Annotated in this window: 12 protein-coding genes; 9 read left to right on the forward strand and 3 right to left on the reverse strand. The window is 48.5% G+C overall.

What is annotated here, in order from left to right:
• The first annotated feature begins 20 nt into the window (after positions 1-20).
• A complete protein-coding gene (gene glnA, locus AK95_RS00080) occupies positions 21-1,445 on the forward strand; it encodes a type I glutamate--ammonia ligase (RefSeq protein WP_071217866.1) in 1,425 nt (474 codons plus the stop codon).
• Positions 1,446-1,627: 182 nt separating this feature from the next.
• On the opposite strand, the gene AK95_RS00085 is transcribed toward glnA, so the two are convergent.
• Positions 1,628-2,665 (reverse strand): LacI family DNA-binding transcriptional regulator, encoded by a 1,038-nt coding sequence (locus AK95_RS00085; RefSeq protein ID WP_071217867.1) that lies wholly within the window; start codon positions 2,663-2,665, stop codon positions 1,628-1,630.
• Between the two features lie 576 nt (positions 2,666-3,241).
• On the opposite strand from AK95_RS00085, the gene AK95_RS00090 reads away from it, so the two are divergent.
• From AK95_RS00090 to AK95_RS00125, 8 genes are all read left to right on the forward strand, one after another.
• The gene (locus AK95_RS00090) at positions 3,242-4,582 is read left to right on the forward strand and encodes an ABC transporter substrate-binding protein (RefSeq protein WP_071217868.1); all 1,341 of its coding nucleotides are present in this window, start codon (positions 3,242-3,244) and stop codon (positions 4,580-4,582) included.
• Positions 4,583-4,690: 108 nt separating this feature from the next.
• On the forward strand, positions 4,691-5,584 hold the full coding sequence (locus tag AK95_RS00095; RefSeq protein ID WP_071217869.1) for a carbohydrate ABC transporter permease: 894 nt from the start codon (positions 4,691-4,693) through the stop codon (positions 5,582-5,584).
• Positions 5,584-6,420, forward strand: a complete 837-nt coding sequence (locus tag AK95_RS00100; protein WP_071217870.1) for a carbohydrate ABC transporter permease — start codon at positions 5,584-5,586, stop codon at positions 6,418-6,420. Before AK95_RS00095 ends, AK95_RS00100 begins: the two co-directional genes overlap by 1 nt.
• Positions 6,421-6,445: 25 nt before the next feature.
• Positions 6,446-9,172 carry a GH36-type glycosyl hydrolase domain-containing protein gene (locus AK95_RS00105; RefSeq protein WP_071217871.1) on the forward strand — a complete coding sequence of 909 codons (2,727 nt, stop codon included), beginning with the start codon at positions 6,446-6,448 and terminating at the stop codon, positions 9,170-9,172.
• A gap of 78 nt (positions 9,173-9,250) precedes the next feature.
• A complete protein-coding gene (locus AK95_RS00110; RefSeq protein WP_071218138.1) occupies positions 9,251-10,135 on the forward strand; it encodes a hypothetical protein in 885 nt (294 codons plus the stop codon).
• Between the two features lie 101 nt (positions 10,136-10,236).
• Positions 10,237-11,325 carry a 3-phosphoserine/phosphohydroxythreonine transaminase gene (gene serC / locus AK95_RS00115; RefSeq protein WP_071217872.1) on the forward strand — a complete coding sequence of 363 codons (1,089 nt, stop codon included), beginning with the start codon at positions 10,237-10,239 and terminating at the stop codon, positions 11,323-11,325.
• A gap of 130 nt (positions 11,326-11,455) precedes the next feature.
• Positions 11,456-11,920, forward strand: a complete 465-nt coding sequence (trmL, locus tag AK95_RS00120) for a tRNA (uridine(34)/cytosine(34)/5-carboxymethylaminomethyluridine(34)-2'-O)-methyltransferase TrmL (RefSeq protein WP_071217873.1) — start codon at positions 11,456-11,458, stop codon at positions 11,918-11,920.
• A 195-nt stretch (positions 11,921-12,115) separates the two neighbouring features.
• Positions 12,116-12,370 carry an AbrB/MazE/SpoVT family DNA-binding domain-containing protein gene (locus AK95_RS00125; protein ID WP_009595823.1) on the forward strand — a complete coding sequence of 85 codons (255 nt, stop codon included), beginning with the start codon at positions 12,116-12,118 and terminating at the stop codon, positions 12,368-12,370.
• A 281-nt stretch (positions 12,371-12,651) separates the two neighbouring features.
• Here AK95_RS00125 and AK95_RS00130 read toward each other — a convergent pair whose 3' ends face one another.
• Both AK95_RS00130 and AK95_RS00135 read right to left on the reverse strand, forming a co-directional pair.
• Positions 12,652-13,737, reverse strand: a complete 1,086-nt coding sequence (locus AK95_RS00130; protein WP_071217874.1) for a phosphodiester glycosidase family protein — start codon at positions 13,735-13,737, stop codon at positions 12,652-12,654.
• Positions 13,734-14,141 carry a hypothetical protein gene (locus tag AK95_RS00135; protein WP_071218139.1) on the reverse strand — a complete coding sequence of 136 codons (408 nt, stop codon included), beginning with the start codon at positions 14,139-14,141 and terminating at the stop codon, positions 13,734-13,736. Before AK95_RS00135 ends, AK95_RS00130 begins: the two co-directional genes overlap by 4 nt.
• Positions 14,142-14,369 lie beyond the last annotated feature (228 nt).

The raw sequence follows: 14,369 nt of genomic DNA on the forward strand, positions 1-14,369 counted from the left end.
GGAAATTGGGAGGAAGAGACATGTCGGTAGAGAAAGTATTGCAAACCATTAAAGAGAACAATATTGAGTGGGTCGATTTTCGTTTTGTAGACTTGTCGGGACGGGTTCATCATATTAGCTTGCCGGCTTCAGAAGTAGACGAAGAAACATTCGTGAACGGGGTAGCATTTGATGGATCTTCTATTCCAGGATTCCGCGGCATTGAAGAATCGGATATGGTTATGATGCCTGATCCGGAGTCTTGCTATATCGATCCGTTTACAGCACATCCTACGCTTAACATTATGAGCAACATCTATACTCCGGAAGGGGATGCTTACGAGCGTGACCCGCGCGGGATCGCAACTCGTGCCGAGCAATACCTTCAGGAGGCAGGTATCGGAACAGCGGCATTCTTTGCACCGGAATCCGAGTTCTTCCTGTTTGATGAAGTTCGCTATGAAAGCTCCATGAACAGCTCCAGCTATTTCGTAGACTCCGAGGAAGCGCATTGGAATACGAACCGTAAGGAAGAAGGCGGCAACCTTGGCTTCAAAGTTGGCGTTAAGGGCGGATATGTTCCAGTAGCGCCTGTGGATACGCAGCAAGACATCCGCAGCGAAATGTGTCGTTTGCTTGATGAAGCAGGACTTCGCGTTGAGCGTCACCACCATGAAGTAGCAACTGCCGGCCAAGCGGAAATCAACTTCCGTTTCGATACATTGAAAAAAACAGCTGACAATTTGTTGATCTATAAATATATCGTGCATAACACAGCGCGCCAATATGGCAAAACCGCTACGTTCATGCCGAAGCCATTGTTTGGGGATAACGGAAGCGGCATGCACGTTCACCAATCCATTTTCGATGGCGACACCCCATTGTTCTACGAGAAAGGCGCTTATGCGAACCTGAGCGAAACAGCGATCCACTATATCGGCGGTATTCTGTACCATGCGCCTGCATTGATCGCTTTGACGAATCCGAGCACCAACTCCTTCAAACGTCTGGTACCAGGCTATGAAGCGCCGGTTAACCTCGTATTCTCGAAGGGCAACCGTTCTGCCGCAGTGCGGATTCCGGTTGCAGCGGTAACACCTAAAGGCTGCCGCATCGAGTTCCGTACACCGGATTCCACGGCGAACCCTTACCTTGCATTCTCCGCTATGCTGATGGCTGGCTTGGACGGTATCAAGCGCAAAATCGATCCAACCGCACTCGGATATGGACCATTCGATAAAAACATCTATGAATTGTCTGACGCCGAGAAGAAAGAAATCCGCAGCGTACCGGGTTCCCTGGATGAAGCTTTGGATGCACTTCAAGCAGACTATGAATTCTTGACAGAAGGCGGCGTATTTACGCAAGAATTCCTCGAGAACTTCATCGAGTTCAAGCGTGCCGAAGCCAAAGCGGTTAATATCCGCGTTCATCCGCACGAGTACTCCTTGTACTACGATCTGTAATAAACAACGTTAAAAAGCCCCGGGCATGATGCCCTGGGCTTTTTTTGTACACATATAAGTCTCGCTAGGTTTAGGTTTTAGGTGCCGATTACCATGCCAAATGAGATCAAGGGCTATTTTCAAAGGCATGCATTACTAGCGCTGCTCTTAGCTAAAACATACCCGTCACTAAAGCTTTACTCTCAAAAGTAACCATAGTTATGCGTATTGCTTCCGCAAGATTCACGGACGATGAGCTCAGGCTCGACGACGAAGGAGCTCACCGGTGATTGCTTATGGATAAGGTCGTAGAGCATGAGCGCTGCCAGGCGGCCGATTTTCTCTTTATTTTGCCGAATCGTCGTTAATTTGGGAGTTGTATATTTGCACGCTTCAATGTCGTCGCAACCGATGATCGATACATCGTCAGGGACATTCAGGCCGTGTTCCTGAAGCGCTTGGATGGCTCCAATCGCAATCTGGTCGGAGGCTGCAAAGATCGCGCGGGGGAGAGAACCCGCTTGAATCAGCCGTGTCACGGCTTTATATCCACTTGCCTCATGAAAATCTTCACCGTTCAGGAACCATTCCGCACGGGCCGGAAGCCCGAAGCTTTCCATGGCGTTACGATAACCTGCCTCACGCATGTTGGAGATTTCAGACTCCTTGCTGCCTCCGATGAACCCCAAGTCTCTAAGGCCTTGAAGATAGAAATGCTCCACGACCTTCGAGGACATTTTGTAATTATCGGACATGATATGCCCCGACATTTCGCCGAACAGTTCTATATCGACCCCGATACACGGAATGTCGCTCTCATCAAGCTCCTTAATGGAGGGCTCGATTTCCTCGCCGGATATAATGACACAGCCATCCACCTGATAATGACGGCATCGGCCGAGGTAGTCGGCGTCATCCCCTTGGAATTTCTCATTCGAAAAAAACAGCAGATCGTAACCGAGCACCCCCATTTGCTTCTTAAAGGAATTGAGAACTTCAACAAAAAAAGGATGGGTAAAATCGACATTCAGCTTTCCCGCAAATATGATGCCGATTAAATTGGATTTTTTGGTTGCTAATGTTTTCGCGGAGTTCGAAGGGGTGTATCCCGTCTCTTTCATAATTTCCAACACCCGTGCTTTGGTTTCCTCGGACACATCACTGTAGTTGTTGATAATCTTGGAGACGGTGGATACGGATACCCCGGCCATTTTAGCGATTGTTTTAATGTTTAACGCCATGCGAAACGCCCCTTATTCTGTTTATGATGTCACTTCATAATTTTCGTAAGTTTTCGTTGATCATGATTGCCAATATTCTGTATGTGTAAGGTAGAGGAGAGAAAGAGCCGTTCTATACATGTTTTCTGCTCGAAATATGTTGTTTAAGAACACGATTTTATACGATCCGATAGAGTGATAGCGGAAAATATGTCGATCGATCCTACCATTGTGATCAGTATTAACCAATCCGGTTGCAACGTATACAGCACATATCCGAAACTGTTTCGTAAATTAGTGTATCTGCTTTACCTAGGTAAGTCAATGAAGAGAATAGCCGCAATGCTAGTGATAGAAAGGAATTATACTGAAATATGTTCAATAATGAAATATTGCGACAAAGAGAAAAAAAGCTTTGACAAACAAAAAATTATGAGTAATAATAGGCCTTGCGAAACCGCTTTCGGTATATTTCGCTAAATTACGAAAATTTATAATGGATGTTTCGTAACATCAAGATTGTACTGGGCGAGAAAAGGCGAAAATGATGAATCCGGTTTCATAATGAATTGCACTTTAATTTCAGGGGGTAAAGAAATGATTAAGAAATTATCAGCAATACTTTTGGCGGGTGCTCTGACTTTCTCGCTAGCGGCTTGCGGAAGCAGCGATTCGGCCGATAAAGGTACACCTGCGAAAGGTGATAAAAAGGTCATCAAAATTTTACACTGGAAACAAGATAACATCAATAAAGCGGTTGAAGAGATCAACAAGAAATTTGAAGAGAAATATCCCGAGTATAAGATCGAGTATACCACTACGGGTCCTGATGACGAATACAAACAGGCGCAGAGAGCGAGAATTACCGCTAATGACGTCGACGTTTTGGCTGATTTATCGGGTATGAGACTCTCCCCGCAGGAATGGACACCGGGTGCGAAAGTGCCTGATTGGCAGCAGTGGATCGATACAGGATTGATCGCTGATTTGTCCGACCAAGCCTTCATTAAGAATTATAATGCTAACGATATCGAAAAAGCCGGAACTTATAACGATAAAGTGTATGCTATCCCAACGGGCAAGGTTGCGATGTCCGGCCTGTTCTACAATAAGGAAATCTTCGAACAGAATGGATTGAGCGTACCGAAAACATGGTCGGAGTTCATCAAGCTGAACGATGACCTGAAAGCCAAAGGCATTACCCCGATTGTTGTTGCTGGTAAAGACGTATGGCCATTGAAACTTCCTGTTTTCGCCCTGCAAGCTAAAATTCTGGGCGGCGGAGATCAGCAGAAATGGATTGAAGGCGTTTGGAAAGGCGAGACGGCTTACAACGATGAAGAGGCAATCGAAGTATTGGAAAAAATGAAGACGCTTCAAGACAATTACATGATTGACGGATTCATGGGGATTGATTACGCAACGGCGCCTTCCTATTTTGCCACAGGAAAAGCAGCGATGCTGGCTGATGGCTCTTGGGATGCTCCAACCGTCGCAGCAGCGAATCCGGAGCTGAAATTCGGTTACTTCCCGCTTCCGGCTACGGAAGATGCAGCCAAGAATTCCTCCTTTGTCGGCAAGTATGACGTAACCTGGTATGCTGCCGAGAAGGGACCGAACAAAGAAGGGGCTCTAAAATGGCTTGAGTTCTTCTCCGAGCCGGAAAATTACACAACTTTCGTGAAAGCTGCCGGCTTCATCCCGACACAGGATAACATTCAGACGGAGAGCGACTTTATTGACAATGAATTGACTCCATATCTCGGAGAGTTCGAATTGGCGTACGAAATCATGATGATTAACCGTCAAAATATTGGCGAGCATCTGGCTGCAGAAGGCGTTCATACGGAATTCCTGGCACCGGGCGGCCCATACAAAACAGCAAAAGAGCTGGCTGACATTCAACAAAAAGAATGGGAAGCTGCCGCTCCAAAATAAAGCTTCTTCTATTATAAAAGAGACCTATATAGAATGAACCATACTGTAGTCGGGGTCTGTGCAGCAGGCCCCGACATTTATTGAAATGGGATTTGCGAGGTGAGAGAGATGTATCCATTTGGAAAAGGATTTAACCGATTCATCCCCTTATTGCTGCTGCTGATACCGATGGCGCTTTACATCGTCTTTTATTTTGGACCATCGATCCTGACGGTCATTTATTCCTTTACCGATGTCAAGAACCTCCCGGGCAGCACGTACCAATTTGTCGGGCTGGATAATTATAAGGAATTATTTTTCTCGGGGAACTCAGGAGAACGGTGGCGTTCCATCGTAAACACCCTGATCTTTATGTTCGTTGTTACGATCGTGCAGAACGGGGTCGCTCTGTTTATCGCCGTCATCATTAACCAGCGCCTGAAAGGCGATTACTTCTATCGTGCCGTATTCTTCCTGCCGGTGGTTCTGGGCGTAGCCGTCGTCGCTCTGATCTGGGGGATGATGTTCGATCCGTTAAACGGACCGGTTAATCGCCTCTACGACGCGCTCTTCGGCTATCAGGACATGTTCTTCGGGAGCTTCACTCATGCGTTCGGCTATATTATCTTCGTCCAGATTTGGATGTACATGGGCTATTCCATGCTGATCTTTCTGGCCGGGCTCCAATCGGTCCCTAAAGATTTATACGAGGCGGGGCATATTGACGGCACCAACAAGTGGCAGTCCTTCCGTCATATTACCTTCCCCCTGATCGCACCGTCCTTCACCGTGAATATGCTGTTATCCATCATTGGCGCCATGTCGACCTTTGATATCATTTTGGCGACAACGGACGGTCGCTTCAATACAAGGACGATGGCGTATGACGTGTACAAAGAGACATTCCGGGGAAGTTTGGAAATGGGCCTTCCTTCAGCGTTATCCGTTGTTCAGTTCCTGATTATTCTCCTCTTTGTTGTGGTGGCGGTCAGACAGACGCGTAAGAGAGAGGTGGAGTATTGATGCGAAATTCCAAAACCACGCAAATTCTTTCTTACGCCGTCGTAGGTTTGCTGCTGATTCTGTATGTCGTTCCGCTGCTGCTTGTATTCAATGTATCGCTCAAATCCTTCAACGAGTATCTGCTCAACCCGATCGGAATCGTTCAGAACATGGAATGGGGCAATTACACGCAAGCATGGTCTGAAGGCAATTTCGCCGGTTATTTTGCGAACAGCTTGATATATACGGTAGCGGCGACGCTGCTGACCATCATCGTGTCGTTGTTTGCGGCGTTTCCGGTAGCGCGCGGATATGTGATGTGGAGCGGCTTTATTTATATGTTCTTTTTGCTGTCCCAGTTTCTTCCGAATCCGATGGTGGCCCAGTATAAACTCATGCTGTCTTTCAAGGAGAGCGTATCGTTCTTCGGGTATGATACCAAGCTCGGTTATATCTTGCTGAAAACGACGGGAACGGGCGTTGTGTTCATGATGTTTGTCGGCTACATCAAGTCGATTAGCCGCGATTTGGATGAGGCCGCAGGGATGGATGGTTCCGGTTATATCCGTTACCTGTTCCAGATCATCCTGCCGCTGATGAAGCCGGTTATCGCAACGGGCGTCATTCTGACCGCGATCGGAATCTGGAATGATTTTGTCGGCCCGATCATGTATCTCCCGAGTCCGTCCAATTATCCCATTACGTTCGGCCTGAAGGAATTCAGGGGGCAATACGGGAATAACTGGCCGCTGCTTGCATGCGGAATTACGATCGTAGCCGCACCGTTGATCATTCTGTACACGTTCATACAGAAATATCTGGTGGACGGGGCGCTGGCGGGAGCCGTCAAATCCTAAGGCATAGAGGGGAAGAAATCGCGATATGAAATCAACAGGATGGAAGTTTGAGGGGAACCGGGGTGTCTTTAAGATAAGTCATCCCGAACATCATAATTATTTATATTTTCCTTTAGTGAATGAGGCCGGCATGATGTCGGCCGTCACGCCGAATCTTCACGGTGAAATGACCAGCAGTCATAATACGTTTTTCATGCCGCCTGTTTCGGTGGAGGATCTTCACAATTCCAAGTCCGCGCGTAACTTTTGGGTGCATGTTGACGGGCATGGTGCATGGTCCGTAACCGGCAATTCAGCCAAGCAGAATGCAAGCCGGTTTATGAACGAGGAAGAAGAAAGCCAGTTGGAAGCCGGGTTTTTATGGCATAAGCTGACGAGGATTAATGGGGAGGCCGGACTGCAAGCGGAAGTAACGAGTTTCGTTCCGGTAACGGATGACCAGGTCGAATTAATGAAAGTGAAGCTGATCAACGTAGGTGAGCAGACGCTAAAACTGACCCCTACCGCGGCGATCCCGCTGTATGGCCGTTCGGCAGACGACCTGCGGGACCATCGCCATGTGACATCCCTTCTTCACCGGATCTTTGTCCATCGTAAAGGGATTGAAGTACAGCCTGCTCTCTCGTTTGACGAGCGGGGTCACCGCATCAATCACGTATCCTACAGTGTGCTGGGTGCGGAAGCGGACGGTGCGGAGCCGATCGGTTATTTTCCGGTGCTTGAAGAATTTATTGGGGAAGGCGGCGCGCTCGATTGGCCTGAGGTGGTCATTGCCAATAAGCAAGCGGTCGCGCAAGCAGGAGACTCTTTGGAGGGTTACGAGGCCATTGGAGGCCTGCGGTTTGCGGGGGTGCAGCTGCAGCCTGGTGAATCGAAGGCTTATGTTATGGCGATGGTCATTTCGGAAGGTCGCGCAGAGATTGGAAGACTTACCGAAACGTATTTATCGGAGAGACGCTTTGATGAGCTGCTTGCGCAGAATGAAGCCTATTGGAATGATAAACTGAATACCGTATCCTTCCAGACCGGTGATCAGCAGCAGGACCTGTGGATGAAATGGGTGACCCTGCAGCCGATATTGCGCCGCTTATACGGCAACTCGTTCCTACCTTATCATGACTACGGGCGCGGAGGTCGAGGATGGCGCGATCTGTGGCAGGACTGCCTGGCATTAATGATCATGGAACCGTCCGAGGTACGGTATCTGCTGCTTAATAATTACGCGGGTGTACGGATTGACGGAAGCAATGCAACGATTATCGGGACGAAGCCCGGTGAGTTCATCGCTGACCGGAACAACATACCGCGCGTATGGATGGATCATGGTGCTTGGCCATTCATGACCACGCTGCTTTATATGGATCAGAGCGGGGATTTGGATTTCCTGAAGCAGCCGCAGACCTATTTCCGCGATGTATTCGTGAAACGCTGCCAGGAGAAGGACATCGGATGGCTGCCTGAGCACGGGAATCAACTCTTAACCGTGGACGGTAAGGTATATGAAGGTACGATACTGGAGCATATGCTGCTGCAGAATCTGGTTCCGTTCTTTAATGTAGGGGAACACAATAACATCAAGCTTGAGGGGGCAGATTGGAATGATGGTCTTGATCTTGCCCCGGATCGAGGCGAGAGCGTAGCCTTTACTGCGTTCTATGCAAGCAATTTGATGCAGCTTGGCGATCTGCTGCTGGCATGGCGGGACAGCGAAGGCGTGGAGTTAATTGAAATAGCAGAGGAAATGACCGTGCTGCTCGATTCGCTAACGGCTCCCGTCTCATACGACGATGTGCAGGAGAAACTGGGGCTGCTTCATCAGTATTATGAGTCTGTTAAAGTCTCCGTGACCGGAAACAAACGAAAGTTTAGCGTGGCGGATGTTGTGCAGGACTTGAAACGGAAAGCCGACTGGATCATCCGGCATTTGCGCGACAAAGAATGGATGACGAGCCAAGAAGGATATTCGTGGTTTAACGGTTACTACAATAACGATGGAGAGCGCGTGGAAGGTGATCATCGCCTTGGCGTCCGGATGACGCTCACTGGCCAGGTCTTTGCTATTATGGGCGGAATAGCGGACAATGAACAGGTAGGGCAAATAACGAAGGCGGTTGATCGGTATTTAAAAGATCCGAGCATTGGCTATCGTCTGAATTCGAACTTTGGCGAGATTCAGCAAAACCTCGGGAGGGCATTCGGGTTCGCATTCGGCCATAAAGAGAATGGAGCCATGTTCAGCCATATGAGCGTCATGTACGCTAACGCTCTCTATAAGAGAGGTTTTGTTCGAGAGGGATACGAGGTATTACAATCGATTTACGATTTAAGCAATGACTTTGAACGCAGCCGCATGTATCCGGGTATTCCCGAGTACATCAACGAGAAGGGGAGAGGGATGTATCCCTATCTTACCGGGTCGGCAAGCTGGCTTTTGCTCACTATGCTGACCGAGGTTTTTGGAGTAAAAGGAAATTGGGGACATCTGCTCCTGGAGCCGAAGCTCAGGCCTTCGCAGTTCGGAGCCGACGGTACTGCCGTTGTGCATACGCGGTTTGCGGGTAAAGAGCTTCAGATTGTATACAGCAATCCGAAGCGGCTGGATTACGGAAGCTATACGATCCAATCGGTTACGCTGAACGGCGAGAAGATTCAGCTGCGCAGTCAGAAGCAGGAGTCTGCCGAACTGGATCGCAGCTTGCTGTCCGCGTTATCCGATGACGAGTGTCAACGGATTCTTGTCGAGCTTGCCTGACACACGAGCATACAATATTTCGGAAGCCCTGGCAGGCAATTCGGCCGGGGCTTCTTCATCATGAATGGAGCGATTGTTTTGGGACATCAATTAGCAAACGGACAATTGGAAGTTGATATTGCGGAAATCGGCCGTTATCAAGGCACGCGTTTTGACCGGACCGGCTTTATAACCCAGGTCAAATTGACAGAGAGCGGTCACACATTCTGTGTTCATGAGTTTGCGGAGGGGTTTACCCCTCGGGGCGGGTCTGGAATGTGCAACGAGTTTGGACTGCATGAGGGGATGGGGTATGCAGAGGCCGAAATAGGAGAAGGGTTCCCTAAATTAGGAGTAGGTCTTCTCAAGCGGGTCAGCGAGGACCCGTATCACTTTCAGTATACGTATCCGGTAGAACCGTTCGATGTCGATATGACTTCGGATGACGTGAGTCTCACCTATACGATTCATCCTAGGACCGTCAAGGGGTATGCGGCAAAGCTCGTTAAGAAAATCTCGATTCAGAACGCAGCCTTATCGATAGATTATGAGCTTTCCAATGAAGGAAGCCAAAGGATAGATACAGAGGAGTACATTCATAATTTCATAGGGATTAATGAGGAGCCGGTAGGACCCGAGTATAAGCTGAAGTTACCGGTCCCTGTCCGTTTTACGGAGGTCGAATCGGACTATACTTCGGGTCTGCTGTCCGTTCAGGATTGCGAGATAGGCTGGAACGTTAGACCGAACAAGCCTTTTTACGGAAAAATACAAGGCTTCAACGGCAGCGATTATTCCTATTCATGGGAGCTAACGCACACTGCCAGCAGGGCGGGAGTAAGGGAGATCAGTGATTTTCCGGTCGCGTATATGGCTCTGTGGGGGATGGGCCATGTCATCTCGCCGGAAGTGTTTATTCAACTGAGCCTGGCTCCCGGAGAAAAGAGAATCTGGAGCAGAAAGTATCAATTCTTCTGTTGGTAGCCGGACAATTTGATGTGAATAATTACACTTGAAGGTCTATGGGATTGTTGCTATGATTAGCGTTAATTAGCATTCATAGTAGAGAAAGGGTGGAGAGTCTTTTGAGCAAGAGAGCATACAATTTTAACGCAGGACCTGCTGCATTGCCGCTTGAAGTGTTGGAGCGCGCCCAGGCCGAATTCGTCAATTACGGGGATACCGGCATGTCGATCATGGAAATGTCGCATCGCGGTGCTGTGTATGAAGCCGTTCATAACGAAGCGCAGGAGCGCTTGCTGTCCCTGCTGGGGAATCCATCCGGCTACAAGGTGTTGTTCATCCAGGGCGGTGCAAGCACACAATTTGCGATGATTCCGATGAACTTCCTGGGACAAGGCCAGGTTGCGAACTATGTAATGACGGGAAGCTGGTCTGACAAGGCAATTAAAGAAGCCAAGCTGATTGGCGAAACTCATGTGGCGGCCTCTTCCGAGGAGAGCAAGTACATGGCTCTGCCTAGCCTTAAGGACATCCAGCTGTCGGATCGTGCAGCTTATCTCCATCTTACGTCCAATGAAACGATTGAAGGCACGCAGTTTAAGGAATTCCCTGATACCGACTCGGTGCCGCTTATCTGTGATATGTCGAGTGATATCCTCAGCCGTCCGTTCGATTTGAACCAATTCGCCATGGTTTATGCGGGTGCCCAGAAGAACCTGGGGCCGTCCGGCGTTGCGGTTGTGATCGTTAGAGAGGATATGATTACAGATTCTCCTAAACATCTGCCAACTATGCTCCGATACAATACGTATTTGAAAAATAACTCGCTGTACAATACGCCGCCGTCATTCGGCATCTATATGATCAACGAAGTGCTGAAGTGGATTGAGGAGAAGGGCGGCCTGCAAGGCGTTCAAGAGATGAACCGCCAGAAAGCCGCACTCATCTATGATGCCATCGATCACAGCGAAGGCTTCTACCGCGGCTGCGTGAATGCAGAGGTGCGTTCCGATATGAACATTACCTTCCGTCTTGCCTCCGAAGAGCTGGAGAAGGAATTCGTGAAGGCTTCGGAGCAAGCAGGCTTTGTCGGCCTGAAGGGTCATCGCAGCGTCGGGGGTTTGCGGGCTTCGGTCTATAACGCCGTTCCGTACGAGAGCGCTCAGGCGCTCGTAGAATTCATGCAGCAGTTTAAGAACAGTCACAGCTAATATCATACAAGATTACACCATGATAACCTTCCGCCGATTTACGCGGAAGGTTATTTCTGGATATCCCGGGAAATCGGGAAGGAATCGGTTATAATAAAAATAAAACAGAAGAAAAGGTGGACTTATCAACATGGCATTACACATCGTACTAGTCGAACCGGAAATTCCAGCCAATACGGGCAATATCGCCAGAACTTGCGCCGCAACCGGCACACATCTGCACCTGGTCCGTCCGCTCGGCTTTAATACAGATGACAAAACCTTGAAACGGGCCGGGCTGGATTACTGGTATGCCGTACATATTGAATATCATGATTCCTTTGAGGAGCTGCAGGCACTTTATCCGGAAGGACGCTATTTCTACGCCACGACGAAGGCAACCAAGCGTTATATGGACATTGATTATCAAGACGGGGATTTTCTGGTGTTTGGCAAAGAAACCAAGGGATTGCCCCCGGAGCTATTGGCCGCGAATAGCGACCATTGTATTCGCATGCCGATGACGGATAAGGTGCGTTCTTTGAATTTATCCAACTCTGCAGCGATTATGGTATATGAAGCACTGCGTCAATTGGATTTCCCGGGCATGGAATAAGTTCTGCAAAACTTTGAGTTTTTTGGGGAATATCATCCAGTATACCTAGTTGATATTGAAAAAAACTAAGAAATTCTTAATTTCCAGCAGGATTCGACAACTTTTTATCGAACTATTATACTAGGCCCTTGTTATCAGTTCTGAACTGTGGTGTCAGAAATCACTTGTTGAAAATGAAAGAGGTGTACAATCGTTATGAAACCTGCTGGTGTTGTTCGTAAAGTGGATCAGCTGGGGAGAATCGTTCTGCCTAAGTCTCTACGCAAGAGATATCAAATGAACGAGGGGGATCCCGTAGAAATTCTTGTACAGGGGGACCATATTATATTGGAACGCTATCGTCCGAAATGCGTCTTCTGTGGTTCTATGGACGGAGTAAGCGAGTTTAAAGAGCGCTATATCTGTTCACAATGCATGTCCGAAATGCAGCAGCTTCCGAAACATGCCTAGTACCTCAAATGAATTACCTTCTGCGCATCGCTAATGAGCGGTGCCTTTTTTGTCCCTCAAAAAAATAAAACTCCCCCGATATACGAGGGAGACGCCTTACAGGCCTTTGGTTTTATCATCATTGTATGACGCGGTCCAAATGCCAACCATATAAAGGGCGAATACGAGCATGACGATCCAAAATGTTAATGAGAAAGACATCCTTGCCACCTCCTGCTAAGCTACTCTTTATTATAACCACCTTGGGCAAAAAAATAAATGAGAATATCAAGCCGGTTCCATTATTTGAAAAATAAGAAGTGGGTAGGTACCGGGCGCAGACTTCCGTCCGACGGTTTGTTCACGACGCGGCCGTTTAGGATTAGGGATGCGGACCCGCCGCCATCCAGATTATAAGCATCGATCACGCCCAGCTTTTTAAGCTTGTTTTGCAGCTCTTGCAGCGTGGCTCCCGATTTGCCCTTCTCATCATATCCTTCGGTAACCAGGATGAGCAGCTGATCGTCCTTGTAGTTGCCGATGACGGTACGCGGTGCCCGGCCGGGGGTCGTTCTCCATTTCTCGGGAATTGTCGTTTTGCTGCCATTTTGGAGCAGCACGGGGACAAAGGTAGCACCGAACATGGGATCGAGCCGGTCAAGCTCGCTCTGGCTGTAGAACTTGCCACCGATCAGCTTGCCGGATTTGCTCATGCCGACAAAGGCAAGATCCTTAAAGCTCGGTTGAAACCCCGAGACGTATTTGCCATCATAATAGGTCGTGCTCAGTGGATGTCTGCCCCCGTTCCCGTCAGCGTATCCACCGGCATTAATCCCCGCGACCGCACCATGCCGGCTTACGGCACGCATGGTGGTTTCGACGGACCCGGGTCTGCCGCTTTCGCTGCCAAGCGACATCTTCATCGCGGAAGGATCCTTCAGTTTGACCTTCATCGCATAGCCGTGATAGGTGCCCGGATTGATCTTGTACAATTCGATTCGAATCCGGTCACTGTTGACCGTTTCAATAGGGACACCCAATTTGGTTGTGATCCGTCGATTATAGATTTGCTCCGGGCGCGCGGCTTGCGATTCCGCTGTTTGCAGAATGGTTCCTACTGTGGCCGTCGTCTGCCGATAGAGCTTGGCCGTTTTTTCAATGGAGGATATCGTCTGTTCCGCAGAGACGGCGGCTTGATCCAAATCCTGTTTGATCACGGCTGATTGTTCCGATATGCTGCCGGATGGTATGTACTCGGCGGTGTCGTGCGACAGACGCGGCGGTTCCGTGATTAACCACATACACAGCAGCATTCCGATAAAAGGCGCAATGGCCAGCATAAACGTACGGTTTAACTGCTTGGGACGGATATACTTCAGTTTTCTCACTTCAGCAGCTCCATCTTGCGTTCCAGCTCTTTCAGCTGTTTCTCAACTTGGCTTAGTTGACTGTACAGCTTGTTGCTGTTGTCCGTTTTGCCGCTAGCCTGATCCTTGGTAAAGGTCAGCAGCTCATTAAACGACTGAACCTTGCTCTGCATTTCGTCCATTTCCTGAACCAGCTCGTTAAACCTTTGGTCGTACTCTGCTTTGAATGACGCCATTTCCTGGCGCGTATCCTGCTGCAGCTGCACCACAACTTGCTCCTTCAAGTGATTGCTATATAGGTAGGCTGCGGTGGTACCCAGCCCGATGAGAACAATCCAAAATACCCAGAACCATTTGGTGGATGGCCCCTTTTGCTGCACTTCCTCACGGGATTTATAGGGGGTATTGTGTTCCTGCTCCAACATTGGCATTTCATCACCCCTCAAAAACTATCATTTTTTCCAAATTTCATTCTAACATGTCAGAATTACTTTCGCAAAGACGAACCAATAGCACTTGTTTTTATGAAAAATAGATTGCCTAGAAAGATAGAGTGGGATACAATCTGTATAGATTTGATTATCAAATAGGATACATATAAGACATTCGCCATGCATACCGTCAAAGGCCCTGCGCCTATAGGATTAATTAAC

Origin of the sequence: Paenibacillus sp. LC231 (genome assembly GCF_001860525.1) — a bacterium.
Lineage (GTDB): Bacteria > Bacillota > Bacilli > Paenibacillales > Paenibacillaceae > Paenibacillus_AQ.